The organism is Armatimonadota bacterium (assembly GCA_013359125.1).
Taxonomy (GTDB): domain Bacteria; phylum Armatimonadota; class Fimbriimonadia; order Fimbriimonadales; family GBS-DC; genus JABWCR01.
The window spans coordinates 21536-39064 of the sequence record JABWCR010000003.1 but is presented as its reverse complement, the minus strand read 5'-3'; the positions used below and the strand labels follow the sequence as shown (position 1 = coordinate 39064).

At 59.7% G+C, this 17529-nt stretch carries 17 protein-coding genes; 12 read left to right on the top strand and 5 right to left on the bottom strand.

Annotated elements, in window-relative coordinates; translation table 11 throughout:
• Positions 1-5 precede the first annotated feature (5 nt).
• Positions 6-1421 carry an argininosuccinate lyase gene (argH, locus tag HUU60_02310; protein ID NUL81540.1) on the bottom strand — a complete coding sequence of 472 codons (1416 nt, stop codon included), beginning with the start codon at positions 1419-1421 and terminating at the stop codon, positions 6-8.
• A gap of 65 nt (positions 1422-1486) precedes the next feature.
• On the opposite strand from argH, the gene gnd reads away from it, so the two are divergent.
• Both gnd and zwf read left to right on the top strand, forming a co-directional pair.
• Positions 1487-2398: a decarboxylating 6-phosphogluconate dehydrogenase gene (gene gnd / locus HUU60_02305; protein NUL81539.1), complete on the top strand. Its 912-nt coding sequence runs from the start codon at positions 1487-1489 to the stop codon at positions 2396-2398.
• Positions 2395-3768, top strand: a complete 1374-nt coding sequence (gene zwf, locus HUU60_02300; protein NUL81538.1) for a glucose-6-phosphate dehydrogenase — start codon at positions 2395-2397, stop codon at positions 3766-3768. Before gnd ends, zwf begins: the two co-directional genes overlap by 4 nt.
• 305 nt (positions 3769-4073) lie before the next feature.
• Here the strand turns inward: zwf and HUU60_02295 are convergent, their stop codons facing one another.
• The 3 genes from HUU60_02295 to HUU60_02285 all read right to left on the bottom strand — a co-directional run bounded on the left by HUU60_02295 (position 4074) and on the right by HUU60_02285 (position 6796).
• The gene (locus tag HUU60_02295) at positions 4074-4970 is read right to left on the bottom strand and encodes a CehA/McbA family metallohydrolase (protein NUL81537.1); all 897 of its coding nucleotides are present in this window, start codon (positions 4968-4970) and stop codon (positions 4074-4076) included.
• Positions 4967-5866 carry a ChbG/HpnK family deacetylase gene (locus HUU60_02290; protein NUL81536.1) on the bottom strand — a complete coding sequence of 300 codons (900 nt, stop codon included), beginning with the start codon at positions 5864-5866 and terminating at the stop codon, positions 4967-4969. The genes HUU60_02295 and HUU60_02290 overlap by 4 nt, the downstream gene beginning before the upstream one ends.
• 108 nt (positions 5867-5974) lie before the next feature.
• Positions 5975-6796 carry a hypothetical protein gene (locus tag HUU60_02285; GenBank protein ID NUL81535.1) on the bottom strand — a complete coding sequence of 274 codons (822 nt, stop codon included), beginning with the start codon at positions 6794-6796 and terminating at the stop codon, positions 5975-5977.
• On the opposite strand from HUU60_02285, the gene HUU60_02280 reads away from it, so the two are divergent.
• Both HUU60_02280 and HUU60_02275 read left to right on the top strand, forming a co-directional pair.
• Positions 6783-7391, top strand: coding sequence for a hypothetical protein (locus HUU60_02280; protein NUL81534.1), 609 nt, complete (start codon positions 6783-6785; stop codon positions 7389-7391). The genes HUU60_02285 and HUU60_02280 overlap by 14 nt on opposite strands.
• A gap of 189 nt (positions 7392-7580) precedes the next feature.
• Positions 7581-7874 carry a hypothetical protein gene (locus HUU60_02275; protein NUL81533.1) on the top strand — a complete coding sequence of 98 codons (294 nt, stop codon included), beginning with the start codon at positions 7581-7583 and terminating at the stop codon, positions 7872-7874.
• Here HUU60_02275 and acs read toward each other — a convergent pair.
• Positions 7871-9823 (bottom strand): acetate--CoA ligase, encoded by a 1953-nt coding sequence (gene acs, locus HUU60_02270; GenBank protein NUL81532.1) that lies wholly within the window; start codon positions 9821-9823, stop codon positions 7871-7873. The genes HUU60_02275 and acs overlap by 4 nt on opposite strands.
• Before the next feature lie 87 nt (positions 9824-9910).
• Here acs and HUU60_02265 point away from each other — a divergent pair, with 87 nt between their 5' ends.
• The 8 genes from HUU60_02265 (at position 9911) to HUU60_02230 (ending at position 17519) form a co-directional block, all read left to right on the top strand.
• Positions 9911-10819 carry a fructose-bisphosphate aldolase gene (locus HUU60_02265; protein NUL81531.1) on the top strand — a complete coding sequence of 303 codons (909 nt, stop codon included), beginning with the start codon at positions 9911-9913 and terminating at the stop codon, positions 10817-10819.
• 6 nt (positions 10820-10825) lie between these two features.
• Positions 10826-11947 (top strand): hypothetical protein, encoded by a 1122-nt coding sequence (locus HUU60_02260; protein ID NUL81530.1) that lies wholly within the window; start codon positions 10826-10828, stop codon positions 11945-11947.
• A gap of 7 nt (positions 11948-11954) precedes the next feature.
• Positions 11955-13256 carry a nodulation protein NfeD gene (locus HUU60_02255; protein ID NUL81529.1) on the top strand — a complete coding sequence of 434 codons (1302 nt, stop codon included), beginning with the start codon at positions 11955-11957 and terminating at the stop codon, positions 13254-13256.
• Positions 13257-13272: 16 nt separating this feature from the next.
• Positions 13273-13818 carry a rhodanese-like domain-containing protein gene (locus HUU60_02250; protein ID NUL81528.1) on the top strand — a complete coding sequence of 182 codons (546 nt, stop codon included), beginning with the start codon at positions 13273-13275 and terminating at the stop codon, positions 13816-13818.
• 3 nt (positions 13819-13821) lie between these two features.
• Positions 13822-14700, top strand: a complete 879-nt coding sequence (galT, locus tag HUU60_02245; protein NUL81527.1) for a galactose-1-phosphate uridylyltransferase — start codon at positions 13822-13824, stop codon at positions 14698-14700.
• Positions 14701-14710: 10 nt separating this feature from the next.
• On the top strand, positions 14711-16114 hold the full coding sequence (locus HUU60_02240; GenBank protein NUL81526.1) for an aspartate ammonia-lyase: 1404 nt from the start codon (positions 14711-14713) through the stop codon (positions 16112-16114).
• Between the two features lie 101 nt (positions 16115-16215).
• On the top strand, positions 16216-16650 hold the full coding sequence (locus tag HUU60_02235; GenBank protein ID NUL81525.1) for an Rrf2 family transcriptional regulator: 435 nt from the start codon (positions 16216-16218) through the stop codon (positions 16648-16650).
• Positions 16647-17519, top strand: coding sequence for a 4Fe-4S dicluster domain-containing protein (locus HUU60_02230; GenBank protein NUL81524.1), 873 nt, complete (start codon positions 16647-16649; stop codon positions 17517-17519). The genes HUU60_02235 and HUU60_02230 overlap by 4 nt, the downstream gene beginning before the upstream one ends.
• Positions 17520-17529 lie beyond the last annotated feature (10 nt).

The window sequence follows — 17529 nt, the reverse complement described above, 5'->3', positions numbered from 1 at the left end:
GATTCTTAATCGGCAAACGGTTCGTGGCGGCGCAAGATTCTGCGCGCGCGGCGAATCTGTTCTTGCACTCGCTTGGGAGACGGGCCTCCCTCGGTATTGTGAGCCATCAGCGCTCTTTCGGGCCGAATCAGTTCGAGCGCATCCTCGCCAAACAGCTTAGAACGCTTCCGCAACTGCGGAAGCGTCATTTTCTCTAACGGCTGCCGCTCGCTGATGCAATGCAGCACGATCTCTCCGACGATCCGATGCGCCTCTCGAAACGTCTCGCCCTTTTGTACAAGGTAGTCGGCCAGTTCGGTCGCGGTCGAAAAGTCGCCCCTGGAGGCCGCCCGCATCGCTTTGACGTTCCATTCGGCCGTGCTGATCATCGCTGCCATCAAATCAAGAGAAGGCAGAGCGATGTCGAAGGTGCCAAACAGCAACGGCTTGTCGTCCTGCAGATCGCGGTTGTAGGTCAGCATCAGGCCTTTCAGCAGGCTCAGGATGCCGGCCGTGTTGCCGATCGCCAGCGCGCTGCGACCGCGAATCAACTCGGCGATGTCGGGGTTCTTCTTTTGGGGCATGATGCTGCTACCGGTGGTAAAGGCGTCGTCCAACGTTACGTAGCCAAATTCGGGCGAGCTCCAGCTGATCAGCTCCTGCGAAAGGCGGGAGAGATGCACCATCATCAGGGAGCAGGCGAAGATAAACTCCGCCGCAAAGTCGCGATCCGAAACGGCGTCCATGCTGTTCTCTACTACGCCCGAAAAGCCCAATTCTTCGGCGGTAAAGCGGCGATTGATAGCGAACGAAGTGCCGGCCAAGGCGCCCGAACCCAGCGGCGAATAATCCATGCGCTTTTGGCAGTCCCACAACCGTTCGAAGTCGCGCTCGAACATCCAGAAATAGGCCATCAGATGATGCGCCAGGCTGACCGGCTGCGCGTGCTGCTGATGGGTCAATCCCGGCATGAGCGTCTTGGTGTGCTTGGAGGCAGTCGAGACGATAATCTCTTGCAGGTAGTGAAGGTGGAGCAGGATAAGGCGGATCGCGTCCTTGACCCAAAGGCGGGAATCGGTGGCGACCTGATCGTTGCGGCTTCGCGCGGTATGGAGCTTCCCCGCCACCGGGCCGATCTTGTTGTGCAGCGACGCCTCGATGAAGGTGTGGATGTCCTCTGCGCCAGGATCCAACTGCAAGGCGCCAGATTCGATCTCCTGTCCCAGCTCCAGCAATCCTTGCACGATCTGTTCGGCCTCTTGAGGCGTCAGAATGTTGCAAGAGGCCAGCATCCGGGCATGGGCGATGCTTCCCCAAACGTCCTGTCGCCACATTCTCGCATCGATCTCGATCGATCGAGAGAAGGCTTCGGCCTCTGGAGAAGGCGGCTTTTGAAATCGCCCTCCCCACATTCGAGAGGGCTTGTCGGTCGCTCGTCTCATCGCGCTAAGGGTTCGACAGATTGGGCGGCCTTCCTGTGCGGCTATACTTCTGAGGGAGGCGAAAGATGAAGCTAGCGATGATCGGACTGGGGCGAATGGGCGGAAACATGGCGAGACGCTTGGCAGCGGCGGGGCACGAGGTGATAGCGCACGCGCGCACTCGAGAGGCAGTGGACGAAATGGCCGCCGCGGGTTGCGCGGCAGCCTATTCGCTGAGCGAGGCCGCCGAGTTGGCCGCTCCCCAACGCATTATGTGGCTGATGCTGCCGGCTGGGGCGCCGACCAGCGACACGATCGACGCGCTGATTCCTCTGCTTCGATCGAGCGATATCGTGGTCAACGGCGCCAACAGCAATTACAAGGATTCTGTGGAGTATGGCCGTCGTTTGTCGCAGCACGGCATTCGCTATGTGGATGTGGGCGTCAGCGGCGGCGTTTGGGGCTTGGAAAACGGTTACGGGCTGATGATCGGCGGGGACGAGGCGACCGTGCGCATCTTGACGCCCATAATTCGAGACCTTGCGCCCCATCCCGAAAAGGGCTGGGTTCATGCCGGGCCGGTCGGCGCAGGGCACTACGTCAAGATGATCCACAACGGCATCGAATATGGGATGATGCAGGCGTTTGCCGAAGGCTTCGACCTGATGCGGCAGAAGGAGGAGTTCGGCATCGATCTGGCAGCCGTCGCAGAAGCCTGGAGGCACGGCACGGTCGTCCGAAGTTGGCTGCTGGATTTGATCGCTGGATTTTTGGCCGATGACCAGGAGTTGGAAGGGGTCATCCCGTTTGTGGCCGATTCGGGCGAAGGACGATGGACTGTGAACGAGGCAGTGGAGCTGGGCGTGCCGGCGCCGGTGCTGACCATCGCGCTGCACGAGCGGTTTCGGAGTCAAGATTCGGACGGTTACCAATATCGGCTTTTGGCGCAGCTGCGCAATGCGTTCGGCGGCCATGCGGTCAGGCGGTCGGACGATTGAGCCAGACGCTGGTAATTTTTGGCGCGACGGGCGATCTGGCTCGGCGATTGCTGATTCCCGCTTTGCACCGTTTGCACGAGCACGGTCGGCTGCCTGAAGATCTGAGCATCTTGCCCTATGGTCGCAAGCCCTTTACGATTGGGGAGTATTTGGCCGAAATCGAGTCGGAAGATGGCGAGTTTGCTCGGCGCTTTCCCGAATATGTGCAGGGCGGATTAGAGATGGAGGGCGTCTGCTCGCTGGCCGAGCGCATACAGGGCAGCGCGCTCTTCTATCTGGCGCTGCCTCCGGGTCTGTTTGGACAAGCGGCTCAGCTGTTGGCCGATTGCGAACTGCACGACGAGACGCTCGGCTATAGGCGGTTGGTGGTCGAGAAGCCGTTTGGCAACGACCTGGCCTCGGCGCAGACGCTCAATCGCCAAGTCAGCGAGCATTGGCGCGAGTCGCAGATTTACCGCATCGATCACTATCTGGGCAAGGAGACGGTGCAGAACATCCTGGTCTTCCGGTTCGCCAACGCGCTCTTTGAGCCTATTTGGAACCGCAACTATATCGACCACGTGCAGATCACCGCGGCTGAGGCGAGCGGCATGGAGGGTCGGGCAGGCTATTACGACGAGAGCGGCGCGCTGCGCGACATGATGCAGAACCACATGATGCAACTGCTGGCGCTGACCGCCATGGAGCCGCCGGCATCGCTCTTTCAGGACGATTTGAGGACAGAAAAGGTCAAGGCGCTCAAATCGTTGCGCCTGGTGTCGCCAGAGGAGTCCTCGGCGTGCGCGACCAGGGGTCAGTACGAGGGCTATCTGCAGGAGGAGGGCGTGGCGCCGGACAGCCGAACGGAGACCTATGCGGCGGTGAGGCTGTATGTCGACAATTGGCGGTGGAGCGGAGTGCCTTTCTATCTGCGCACGGGCAAGCGACTGTCGGCCGACCGCACAGAGATCGCGATCAAGTTTAAGGCGCCGCCGATGCGACTGTTTCGGGAGACGCCGCTGCAACGGCTGGAGCCGAACCGACTGCTCTTTGAGCTAAAGCCTAAGGAGCAGATGATCCTGGAGGCTCAGGCGAAAGCGGTCGGGCTAGAGATGCGGCCACGAACCGTTGCGCTGACTGCGCCCTATCGGAACGGCACCGAGACGAGCGCGGGAGCGTACGAAAATCTGATCATGGACGCGATAGAAGGGGATCGAACTCACTTTTTGCGCTTTGACGAGGTGGAGCAGGCCTGGCAGGCATTGGATCCGATCTTGCGGGCTTGGGCGTCGGACGCACGCCCTGTTCCCTTGTACGCGCCAGGCTCGGATGGTCCCGAAGAGGCGGATTTGTTGTGGCCAGGCGCCTCCGAATGGCGCGCCTTGGGCTGATTCGTACTCAAAGTTGTGCTACAAATCGAGAGATTCCCGTTCAACTTCCACTGAGACCAAAGGGAGGGCGAGGAGGGCGAGCGTCCCCGCGAGCCGAAGCCGCCAAACGGGAGGGCGAGCGTCCCCGCGAGCCGAAGCCGCCAAACGGGAGGGCGAGCGTCCCCGCGAGCCAAAGCCACCAAACGGGAGGGCGAGCGTCCCCGCGAGCCAAAGCCACCAAACGGGAGGGCGAGCGTCCCCGCGAGCCTAAATCGTCCCTCACGAACGGGATTTTTTCAAAATGTAGCACAAAACCGAGTACGAATCTACTCTAAGAAAACCGGCTGGGTCCAGGCGAAGCCGTGGTTGGAAGATACGACCCTAGCGCGGACATAGCCCTCGTCTCCGCGCATCCGATAGGCCGGCGACAAGCCGGGAACTACCGCCAACGTTCTGCCGCTACTGCCGATAAAACAAGTGTCGTACTTGAAGTCGGCTATCGGCGCGATCTCCAGCCGAATCTCGTCCGCGTCGACCGCATAGTCCAGAAGTTCGACCTCGGTCGAAGCGTAAAATCGGCCTTCCGCCAGCGCCCGGGCAATTTCGGCAGGCTCGTTCGCCGCCGCCTCGACGCAAACCCAGCCAAAGCCGGGCCAGTAGCGCCGCCGATCCGCCGGATCGCCCGTCAAGTGGTGCATGTCGTCGCTCGCAACGCCCCAGATTCTCAGCCCCGCCGTCAGCGCCTCGTCCCACATCTCGTCGGTCGATGGGCTGCCGCCCCCGCCAAAGTTGTTGGTGTCCCAATTCGCGTTGAAAATCTCTAACAGAGCGCAGCCTTTCACCTGAGTCAGCTCCTTGGCGCCGAAAGCCCAATGCCAGTTGGGGTGATTGGCCTGCGCCACGCCGCCCGCGGCTAAGATCGCATCCGTGGCGATCTGGAGCGTCTCGACGATCGTCTCGCCCGGTTGGGGCGTCGGCAGATTGGGCGTGTCGATGCCGCAGACGTGCACCGGCTTGCCCTCTGCGCTCAGGCTGATCTCATTGCCTGCCAGCAGCGTCAGCCGCCCCGAATAGCCGCTCACGTCCGTTACGCGATTGTGATCGGTGATGACCAGAAAGTCGTATCCGTGATCTTCGTACCATCCGGCGACGGCCTCCAACGGGCTGTCGCCGTCGCTCTCGGTCGTATGCGTGTGGGTATTGCCCTTCAGCCAGCGGCTCATACCGCCCACGCTCGCGCCAGCTCGCGATATCCGATCAGCTTCACCCCGTGCCGGTCGATCATCTGGCGCATTTCGGGGTCGACGCAGACCCGGCCTTCAATAAAACGATTGCGCCAATTGCCCGTGATTTCTCGAATCTCCGCTTCGTCCCCGCTCAGGTGCACGATGATCTCGCTCACGCCCGGCTTGAGCGCGGCCAAATAGGCGTCGAACTTGCGCTTGCGGTCGGCTTCGTCCGCTCCGTTCTCGCCCGTGTGCAATCGGTCTATCATCACGAACTTCTGCTCCTTCAGCCTCTTGTGGATCGGTTTGTAATCGATACCCAGCGCGGCGGCCATCAGCAAGGTTTCGGGCGTGTCCTCCATCAGCATCGGCATGATCCGATATTCGCGCCCCAATTTGACATAGACCTCGAAGAAGCGCGGATCGGCAAAGAGCGTACCCATGTGTGAGTCGAGGTGCGTCGGCTTCATGCCAAAGTGAAGCGCGCGCTCGATCTGCGCTCTCACCTCGATCTCGACCTCTTGCGGCGAGGCGCGCTTGACGACGTCCTCCACTTTGCGATGCATGAAACCGTCCTGATCCAGCAGGCCTTTCACCTTGTCGATCGAGGCGACGGGCCGCCATCGATAATGCTGCCATTCGCTGGTCAGAGTCAGGTGCAGCCCCAAATCGGCATCAGGATTGGTCTTTGCCCAGGCGGCCATGGCGGGAAACCAGGGGCACGGAACCATCACGCTCGCGCTGGAAACGATGCCTTTGGTGAGCGCGGCGATGGAGGCGGCATTGACCGAGCGGCACATACCCAGGTCATCCGCATGAAGAACCAGGAGCTTATCGTCCGGCTTGTAGCCTAACTTGGTCAGCAGTTCAGAGTCGGTCGCTCTACGCGGCATGGCGATGTCCCTCCTGGGCTTGATGAGATTATAGCGCCGGGCCTGGCCGTTTTTGTCAGTCTCCTGAAGGCAGTCCGGGCCAGACTACGGCCCGGACTCAGCAGTTGATCAACAGCCAAAGCCGAACGCGGTCAACACCATCGCCAGATCGGTGTCGTCGACGCAACCATCGCCGTCCACGTCGGCGACATACTCATCCGCGCCGATATCGATGACGTCGTTGATGATCCGATCGTGGCCGTCGATGTCTTTGTCGCCGCTGACGAACGCGCCGTTGTCGCCTGCATCGCGGCACGGCGAACCGTCGGCGAGATGAAATCCACAGACGATCAGGGGATCGGGATCGCCCTGAAGAGTATGGTGTTCGGTCACATCGCCAGCCTGCTGTTCCTCGATGTTGACGCCGTTGTCGTGGAAGCATGTGTAGCCAATCTCGACATTGTCGCAGTCGTCCTCGACGAAGATGCCGTTGTGAGTCTCGCTCCAAGCCACAATGTTGTTGATCAGCGTTGCGGGGTCTGCCAACTTCAACTTGATAGCGCCGCCTTTAGTAGCCCCAGAGTTGCGAATAAAAGTGTTGTTGAGAATGGACGGGTTGGTCTGGAAGGAGTAGATTCCGCCGCCTCCTCCGGTGCCGCCGGCGACATTGCCTTCGATGAGATTGTCGGCGATCACCGGCTCGCTGCCATTGCTCGCCCCGATCGCGTAGATGCCTCCGCCCGCGCCGCTGGCCGTGTTGTTCAGGATGCGGTTCCCAGTAATCGTTGGACTGGCATATTCAACGTAGATACCGCCGCCTAAGGTCGCTTGATTTTGTTCAATGATGCAGCCTGCGACGATCGGCGTCGGCTGATGGGTCGAGTTTCCGATGATCTGGATGCCGCTTGCAGTCGCCCCTGTGATAACGAAGTTCTCGATGCGCGTCGTCATGCCGGCGTTGGTAGCGAAGGTAACCGTGTACGTTTCGCCGTTGGCGTCGATGGTGGTTCGGTTGGTGCTGCGGCACAATGTGTGCATGTCTAGCTGGAACCGAATCTGGGCGATTGTGTTCGTGTTTGGCTGCGCCTTTCTTGCAGGCCCTTCAGCTGTTGCCCAGTGGCGGGCGATCAGCCTGCATCCCGACTCGGCGGTTCAGACCTGGGGCCATGGCACAGGTTCAGGGTTTGCGGGGGCGTCGATCAACGATGGCGGTGCCACTATGCCGGGTTTGCTCGCTCCGTCCGGTTCGACGATTATCCTAGCGCCGCCGAATGCGTCCTCTGGGCGCGTACTCCATATGCGTGGGAGGAACGTCGTCGGCAATGTGCGAATCTCGGATGTTAGCCATGCCGCGTTGTGGACATTGAACGACAACGGCAACTCAGTTGCGTTTACAGATCTCCATCAGCCTAACGCGACGTTTTCGGCCGCTTACGGCGTCGGCGGAGGGCAGCAGGCGGGAACCGTCCGATACGGCGACCCGAACGATCTCTTGAACAATCGTGCGGCGCTCTGGCGCGGTTCTGCGTCGAGCTTCGTGCGATAGCATCCTTTCGGCGATTGGTTCCATTCCGACGCTTATGGTACGGACGGCGAGATTCAAGCGGGACATGCCGACAACAAGGCCTGCATTTGGCGCGGCAGCGCGAGCAGTTTTCAACTCATCCATCCGGCCGGCGCCAGTTCGTCCGTCGCGCTGAGCGCCCACAGCGGCCGGCAGGGCGGCTGGGCGAGTATGATAACCGGCGCAGGCGCGCGCAGCCATGCCGCGCTCTGGTACGGCACGGCCGAAAGCTTCGTCGATCTGCACCCGGCGGGAGCCCGCGAATCGCAGATCAACGACCTGTTCGGCGACTATCAGGTCGGCTGGGCCTTTTGGCCGACGCGCAAGGCGGTTTTATGGAACGGCACGGCCTACAACTCGCGCTTCGGCGGCCGCGCGGAAGCGGTCATGTGGACCTATGTCGTGCCGGAGCCCGCGTCCTTGGCCGTGCTTGCTCGCCGGCGACTGTCCAGAATCCCCGCCTAATCCTCTTGCCCTTCGTACTTTTCTTTAAGGGCGGCGACGACGGTCGGGTCGGCCAGAGTCGTCGTATCGCCTAAGGCGCGTCCCTCGGCTACGTCTCGAAGCAGACGCCGCATGATCTTGCCGCTGCGCGTTTTGGGCAGATCGGCGCTAAAGATCACGTCGTCCGGCCGGGCCAGCGCGCCGATTTTCATAACGACGTGCGCCTTTAGGTCGTCCTTCAGCGCGTCGGTCATCTCGAACCCTTCGCGTATGGTTACGAATACGGCGACGGCCTGTCCCTTCATCTCGTGGTTCTTCCCGATCGCGGCCGCTTCGGCTACGGCGGGATGATCGACCAATGCGCTCTCGACCTCCATGGTGGAAAGGCGATGGCCGGAGACGTTGATCACGTCGTCCACGCGACCCATCAGCCAAAAATAGCCGTCCTCGTCTTGGCGAGCGCCGTCCCCGGTAAAGTAGATGCCCGGATACTTGGACCAGTAGACTTCCCTAAACCGCTCTGGATCGCCATAGATGCCCCGTAGCATTGAGGGCCAAGGCTTGGTGAGCGCCAGGTAGCCGCCCTTGCCGGGCGGAACGGGATTGCCTTCGGCGTCCAAGACTTGAGGAAAGATGCCGGGGAAGGCCTTGGTGGCCGATCCTGGCTTGGTGGCGACCAGTCCTGGCAGCGGCGTTATCAAGATCGAGCCGGTTTCGGTCTGCCACCAAGTATCGACGATGGGACACCGCTCGCGCCCGATGTGCTTGTGGTACCACATCCAGGCTTCCGGGTTTATCGGCTCGCCGACCGTGCCCAGCAGTCGCAGCGATGAAAGGTCGTGCTTGGCCGGGTAGTGGTCGCCCCATTTCATAAAGGCTCGGATGGCGGTGGGGGCGGTGTAAAACACGGTCGGCCGATACTTGGCGACCATTTGCCAAAATCGGTCGCGGTCGGGATAGTCGGGCGCGCCCTCGTAGATGATGCAAGAAGCGCCGTTGGAGAGCGGGCCGTAGACGATATAGCTATGCCCGGTTACCCAGCCGACGTCCGCCGTGCACCAAAACACGTCTTCTTCCTTCAGGTCGAACACATAGTGCGAGGTGGCCGTTACGCCGGTCATGTAGCCGCCCGTAGTGTGCATGATGCCCTTGGGCTTGCCTGTGGAGCCGGAGGTGTAGAGCAGGTAGAGCAGGTCCTCCGAGTCCATCGGTTCCGGCTCGCAATCGCGGCTGGCATCCTGCATCGCTTCGTGCCACCAAACGTCCCGGTTCGGCTCCATGTGGACCGGAATCTCATCGCCGATGCGCTTCAGTACGACGCAATGTTTTATCGTGGGGCACCTGGCCAGAGCCTCGTCGGCGTTCTTCTTTAGCGGAACGATCGAGCCTCTGCGCCATCCGCCGTCCGCGGTAATCAGCACGTTGGACTCCGCGTCATTGATGCGATCGACCAGGCTTTCGGCGCTGAAGCCGCCAAAGACGACCGAGTGGGGCGCGCCGATGCGGGCGCAGGCGAGCATGGCGACCACCACTTCGGGCACCAGCCCCATATAGATGCAGACGCGATCGCCCTTTTTGACGCCAAGCGATTTGAGCACGTTGGCGAACTTGCAGGTCTCCCGATACAGGTCGGCATAGGTCAATACGCGCTCGTCGCCCGGCTCGCCCTCCCAAATCAGGGCGGCCTTGTTTCTGCGCCAAGTTTTTACATGACGATCTAAGCAGTTGGCCGAGGCGTTCAGCTTGCCTCCAAGAAACCACTTGGCGTTGGGAGGCGACCATTCCAGCACGGCGCGCCAGGGCTCGATCCATTCCAACCGCTTGGCCTGCTCCGCCCAAAATGCTTCATAGTCGCCTGCCGTGCGGTCATAGATCGCGGGGTCGTTCGCATTGGCTTGGGCAACAAATTCTGCCGAGGGCGAAAAGGCCCGCTCTTCTTGCAAAAGGGCATCGATCGCGTCTTGACTCATGGGGCGATGTTTCGACGCGGCGACGAGCGCTTCCTACCTGTCGCAGGTATAATTCGCTAAACTTTTTGGCAGGCGGAGGGCACGGATATGGCTGTTAAGGCGCTGACTTTGGCGGATATGGATCACTTGAGCGCGGGCAAGCGCGCACGATTGCATCGATTGCTCTATAAGTACGGCCCGGGCCATGGAACGCTGATGGTGCTGCCGTACGATCAGGGACTAGAGCACGGGCCAAGAGACTTCTTCCCCAATCCGGTGTCGGCCGATCCGGCTTATATATTGAGCCTGGCCAAGGATGCCGGTTTCTCCGCGGTCGCTTTCCAATACGGCACATCGGAAAAGTTCATCGGACGGTTTGCGGGCGAGGTGCCTTTGATTCTGAAACTGAACGGCAAGACGGAAGTCCCCTCCGACGCGCATCCGCTGTCGCCGCTCAATTCAAGGGTTGAGGAGGCGGTTCGACTGGGCGCCGACGCGGTGGGCTACACGCTGTATGTGGGTTCTTCGCGCCAGGATGAAGACTTTCATCAGTTCATGGAGGTTCGATCCGAGGCCGAGCGGTATGGGATGCCGGTGGTGGTTTGGGCCTATCCGCGAGGCGACGCTGTGGAGGCAAGGGGCGGTCGCGATTCGCTGTGGGCGATCGATTATGCGGCTCGGACGGCTGCGGAATTGGGTGCAGACGTAGTAAAAGTGAACTTTCCTAAGCTGCCTCCGCCAGAGAAGCGGGCCAATCACCCCAAACCCTACAACGAATTGGAAGAGAGCGACGACGCGATGATCCGTCGCGTCGTCGCGTCGGCGTTTAAGACCCTTGTCATCCTTTCGGGCGGCGAGAAGGGCGAGGACGAGGCCGTATTGCGCAAGATCCAGCTGACGATGGAGGCGGGCGCCACCGGGTTGATCTTTGGCCGCAACATCTGGCAGCGGCCCTACGACCAAGCCATCTCGATCTGCGAGAAGATTCGCGAAATCCTTGTCAACGTAAGGCGGTGATCACGGATGATCCGAGCGGCGATTGGTCTGCTGCTTCTATCAGGCGTCGCACTGGCCGATACCGAGATTTTTGACGCGAAGCTGATCAAGCTGGACCCGAAAGAGAGCGAGGCAGTTGTTCAGAAGCGAGGCGGCGCAGAGCAGACCGTGCCCTTGGGAAAGAGCGCGAAGCTTTGGGCGGACAAGAAGCCCGTTACTCAAGAGGATTTCAAAAAGCAGGTCGGCAAGACGGTGCGAGTGCGCATGAGCGTGCGCACGAACGCAGGGGATCACATCCGCGAGATGGCCGATCTGGAGACCGCAAAGTGGCTGGACGCGATTCGACGAGGCGAGCACAAAGCGACTTTAGAATCGATCGAAGACGAGACGGTCGAAGTGAAGTTCCCCGACGGCGCCAAGTTCACCTATCGAATTAGCGACAAGACCGCGATCACCAAGCAGGGCAAGCCTGCGACCATGGAGGAGTTTGAGAAGGGCGATTTGGTGCACGTTTCGCCCCGATTGCTGAGCAATTTGGAAACCACGCTGCTCAAGGTTAGCGATGCGGCGCAAGCAGCAGCCGTCGCAAAGCCGACCGCCGAGCGAGGGCTGTTGAAAGGCGTCGATCAAACGGGCAAAAGGCTGCGCTTCGCGCTGGCAGGAAAGGCCGACGCTTTGATCGCCTTCGACCAATCGACGCTGTTTCTGCTTTCCGGCAAGACGATCCAGCCCAAAGACGTCGCCGTTCCCGTCGAAGCGAGCATTGAGAAAAAAGGCGAGATCGCGGCCAAGGTCATCCTCTATCCCCCAAGCGGCGCCGAGGCTGCAATGGCTCCCGCAATCCCAACTGTAGCACCAAAAGAGCCCTTCACTCCGACCGTGGCCGGACTACTAAAGAGCATCGACGAGCGTTGGCGCACCTTGGTGTTCGTTACTAAGAATGGATCGGAGATCGAGGTCGAGTATGACGACGGGAGCAAGTTCTTGATCAAGGGCAAAGAAACACCCGTTACCGAAATCATACCGCCGGTCGAAGCGACGCTCTATCGAAAGAAAGGCAAATCGGGCAAGGATCTGATGACGCGGATGATCCTTTACCCAGAAGGACGCGAGCCTGCGAAGGCGCCGGCTAAGAAACCGGTACAATAGTCTTGCCATGAAACGTGCCGTTTGGATGCTGTTGTGGCTGGTCGCCGTCAGCGCATGGTCTCAGCGTCCCGTCTATTCGATCAAGTTTGAGGAGATCGTAACGCGGGCGACGGCCGACTATGTCGTTCGCGCCCATACGGAGGCGGTCGAGAAGGGCGCTGAGTGCTTCATCATGCTGCTGGACACTCCGGGCGGCGAGATGGAGGCCATGAAGCGCGTCGTCCAACTCTTCCTCAACAGCCCCATTCCGGTCGTCGTCTATGTGTCGCCGTCGGGCTCGCGCGCAGGGTCGGCAGGAGTCTTCATCACCATGGCAGGGCACGTGGCAGCCATGGCCCCCGGCACCCGGATCGGTGCTGCGCACCCCGTCTCTGGCGACGGGAAAGACATTGAAGGCGAGATGGCCAAGAAGGTTACAAACGACGCCGTTGCCTTTGCGCGATCCATAGCCGAACAGCGCGGAAGAAACAAAGAGTGGGCCGAGCTGGCGGTCTCGGAGAGCAAAGTGCTCAACGAGAAGGACGCGACCAGCAAGAAAGTCGTCGATCTGATCGCCGTCGATATGCAAGATCTGTTAGGGCAGATCGATGGAAAGACCGTAAAACTGGCATCGGGCACAGAGATCGCGCTCTCGACCAAGGGCAAGCAGCCGATCGACATCCCCAAGACGACGGCAGAGGCGTTCCTGATCTTCATTGCAACCCCGGCCGTCTTTTACGTGCTCATTTTGCTGATGTTCTATGGCTTGATCGGCGAACTTCAGAATCCGGGCGCGACGCTGCCGGGCGTCGTGGGCGTCATCTCGTTGCTGTTGGCGCTCTATGCGTGGTCGGTGCTGCCGGTTAACGTGTTGGGCATCCTCTTGATACTCTTGGCCTTTGCTCTTGTGATCATCGATCTGTTTGCGGCGACACATGGAGTGTTGACGGCCGGGGCGATCGCGTCCTTTGTAATGGGATCGGTGCTGCTGTTCCGAACCGATTCGCCCGCTTTTCGATTGAGCATGTGGCTGATCGCGGTGATGACCGTGCTGACCTTTGGCCTGATGACCATCGCGCTCATGGCAGCATGGAGATCGCAAAAACGCAAGAAAGAGAGCGGCAAAGAGGGGATCATCGGCAAGACGGCCGTCGTCAAGGCAAAGTTGGATCCGGTGGGACAGGTTTTTGTCGAAAGCGCTCTTTGGACGGCGGAAACCAAAGACCCACCCATAGACGTAGGAGAAAGCGTGGTCGTCGAGGCGGTTGTCGGCCTAAAACTGATCGTGCGCCGACCGATCGCAGAGGACATGGCCGCCGATACCGCATAACATCAGGAGATACATAATGCAAGGGTTGATGAAGCCGAAGGAACTGCAAGAATTATTGGAAAGCGGACAGAAATTTCAAGTGATAGACGTCCGATCTCCGGGAGAGTATGCATCCGGGCATGTGCCTATGGCTGTCAACATGCCATTGGAACAGGTAGAGGGCCGTCTGGACGACATGCACCCCGAAGAGCCGCTTGTTCTGGTGTGCCAAAGCGGAACGCGCGCGGCCATGTGCGGCGAGATTCTGAAGTCGCATCGGGGCGACTTCTATCTGCTAGAGGGCGGTACGACCGCATGGGCGAACGAAGGACTGCCCGTCGTTCGCTCGACCCAGTCTCGATGGGCGCTGGAGCGTCAGGTCCGACTGATCGCTGGTCTGCTTATTCTGACCGGAGTCGGCCTCTCGCTCTCGGTCCATCCCGGATGGATCGGTTTGAGCGCATTCGTCGGCGCTGGATTGACCTTTGCCGGAGCGACCAATATCTGTCCTATGGGGATGATCTTGTCGCTGATGCCCTGGAACAAGCCCAAGGCGAGCGCCCCCGAGCCGCGCCTGAACTAAAGATTGGCCGAGCTACGCTGGCACCCGTTGCGACAAGAATGGGTTGCGGTCGCGCCCGCTCGACAGGATCGCGCCTTTTTGCCCGACGACGCGGAGTGCCCATTATGCCCTGGCGGTAAGGAAATCGCGCAATCCGAGTTCGACATCGTTGTCTTCGACAACCGGCACCCATCATTGCCGCCCATTCAGGGCAAATCGGCCTGCGAGGTCGTGGTCTACACGGATCGCCATAACGGGACGTTTGCCGATCTCGAACCCGATCGCGCCGAAAGGCTGGTCGAAGTCTGGCTGGATCGCTATTTGGAGTTAGGGGCATTGGACGGCGCGGAGTACCTCTACATATTCGAGAACAGGGGCAAAGAGGTCGGCGTTACGCTGACCCATCCGCACGGACAGATTTATGCCTTTTCCTATCTTCCGCCAGTTATCGAGAAAGCCATGCAGGCGCAAAAGGGGAACGCCCGCCTGTGGCGCGAGCTAATGCAAGACGGAGCGACGGTCTTCGAGGACGATCATTGGCGGTGCTGGGCGCCTTCGTTTGCGCGTTTCCCCTACGAAACATGGCTGGCGCCCAAGCGCCATGCAAGGGATTTGTCGGATTTGAGCCTCGACGAGCGGCGCTTGTTAGGTCGCGCTCTGCTCGACATAGCCCAGCGATACGACGCCCTCTGGGCCGATCCGATGCCGCTGATGATGGCGCAATATCCTCGACCGACCGACGGGCAAGAACATGGCTATTGGCGCTTTCACATAATCCACTATCCGTTGCGCCGAGACGCCCATAAGCTAAAATATCTTGCCGGTTGCGAAACGGGCGCGGGCACGTTTATAACCGACGTGCTGCCCGAAAACGCTGCCGAGCGATTGAAAAACGCACGCTAAGGAGCCATCCATGAGTTATAGAACCGAACGCGACTCGCTAGGCGAAAAATCGATTCCCGTCGATGCTTATTGGGGCTTGCAAACCCTCCGAGCCCAAGAGAATTTCCCCATTAGCGGCATTGCCGAACCCGCATTGATGGTCGAGGCGTATGTGTTGCTCAAAAAGGCCTGCGCAGTGGCGAACGGCGAACTCGGTCTAATTGAAAAGCGACAAGCGGACGCCATCGCACAGGCGGCGGACGATGTGCTGTCGGGCAAGCTCCGCGATCAGTTCCCCACCGACATCTTTCACCAAGGCGCCGGCACATCGTTTCATATGAATGTGAACGAAGTCTTGACCAACCGAGCGATCGAAATTATGGGCGGGCAGATAGGCGATTACTCCATCCTCAATCCCAACGATCATGTGAACTATGGCCAATCGACCAACGACACCTTTCCCTCCGCCATGCGAATCGCGACGCGCCTCGCTTTGCGGGAGATGATGCCGAAGGCGAAGGCGCTGGCTGAGGCGTTTGACGAGAAGGGACGCGCGTTTGACCGTGTCTTGAAATCAGGCCGCACCCATTTGCAGGACGCCGTGCCCATACGTTTGGGCCAGGAGTTCGCCGCCTACGCCGCGACGATCAGAAAGTGCCATGCACGATTGCAGGAAGCAGCCGAACAGATTGAGGAACTCGGCCTGGGCGGAAGCGCGGTCGGCACAGGTCTGAATACGCATCCGAACTATCGCTCTCGCGCAGTCCAGTTGTTGGCCGAGTACACCGGCATTCCATTTCGTCCCGCCACAGACATGCGAGAAGCCATGCAGAGCCACATCGCGCAGGCGCAAGTCGCGGCGGCTTTTCGCATCTATGCTATGGAACTGGGTCGGATCATGAACGACCTGCGTCTGCTTTCGTCCGGACCGCTCACAGGGCTGGCCGAGATCGTGCTGCCTGCGGTTCAGCCTGGCAGCAGCATCATGCCCGGAAAGGTAAACCCCAGCATTCCCGAAATGGTCAACATGGTCTGCTTTCAAGCCATCGGATGTGCGACGGTGGTGGACTTGGCCGTGCAGGCGGGACAGTTGGAACTGAACGTCATGATGCCCGTCATGGCTTACAACACCCTTTTCGCTCTCCAAATATTGGGCAATGCGTCCCAGGCGCTGGTCGATCGGTGCGTGAGCGGGATCGAGGCCGACGAAGAACGATGCCGCTGGTATGCCGAGACAAGCCCCAGTCTGGCGACCGCGCTGAACGCCTTTGTCGGGTATCAAAAGGCTGCCGAGATTGTCAAGACGGCGCTGCGCGAAAAGAAAAGCGTGGTGCAAGTAACCCGAGAATCGGGTCTGTTGACCGATGATCAGCTGGCCGAGGTGTTCGACGCGATCAAGATGACCGAGCCCGGCATTCCGGGCAAGACGGGGTAGACGCTCCGTCCGGGGGCAAATCAGATTCCGACGCTCTTGACAAAATCCGACAAAATGTGGTATTCTCCACTATCTCCACTGAAAAACTGGAGAATATGGAAATGTCAGGCCTGCTGAAGATATCAAGAGGAAGCCAATACGCGCTCGCCGCAATTGCACGGTTAGCGACGTTAAAGGAGGGCGAGGTCTGTACCTCCGCCCAGATTGCCGCAGAAGCCGACATTCCCAAAAAGTTCACGGCCAACATTCTCAGTCTTCTGGCCAATCACAATCTGCTGTTGGTCAAGCGAGGAAAGGATCAGGGCTATTCGCTGGCCCGTCCAGCCAGCCTGATCTCCGTGTTAGATGTGATCGAGGCCTACGGCGGCGAATTCGACAAACCCTACTGTTTCTTGGACAGCCACCGACTGTGCAACGCCGAAGATCCGTGCGCTCTGCATGAGACATGGCAGGCGATGAAAGAGAGCGTGCGCCAGGCGCTGGCTAACAAGTCCGTTGCAGATTTGGCTGCGGAGATGAGAGGGAGAAAACGATGAGCGATCAAGAGTTGTTGCAAATAGCGCCCACCATCGACCGGCGCACAGCGATCAAGTTTGGCAGTGCGGTTTTTGCGTCGCTGATTCTGCCACAAGCCATCGCGCAGGCACTAAAGGGCGAGAGACAGAACTACGTCAAGTTGCCGGAGTTGCCCGATGAAACAGCCGGCGAGGATGTTCTCATCCGAATGCTTCGCGATCTAAAGAGGGCGTTGGCCAAGCCGGAGGCCGAGCGACGTTGGGCGATGGCGATCGACCTTCGAAAGTGCGTCGGTTGCCATGCATGCACGATAGCCTGCATTGCAGAAAACAAGCTTCCGCCCGGCGTTGTTTATCGACCGGTTATCGAGGAGGAGTTTGGCGAGTATCCCAACGTCGGTCGACGGTTTGTGCCTCGCCCCTGTATGCAGTGCGACAAGCCTCCTTGCGTGCCAGTCTGCCCGGTTCACGCAACCTGGAAGGGAAAGGACGGGATCGTCCACATCGATTACGATAAGTGCATTGGATGTCGCTACTGCTTGACGGCCTGCCCTTACGGCGCGCGCACCTTTGATTACGGAGAGAACTACTCCGATGGGACGCCCGCAAAGGCGGACTATGAGGAGGCGCCGAGCTACGAGTACGGCGTGGAATGGAAGCGCGAGCATGACCGGTCCCCTGTGGGCAATGCTCGAAAGTGCCACTTCTGCACGCACCGTGTAAGCCGCGGCATGCTGCCGATGTGCGTCAGCAGCTGCATCGGGCGAGCGACGTTCTTTGGCGATGCAAACGATCCTCAAAGCTTAGTGTCCAAACTGATCGCGCTTCCAAACGCTTCGAGATTGAAGGAAGAGCTAGGCACCGAACCGAGAGTTTACTACTTGAGTTAGAAGGAGAAGC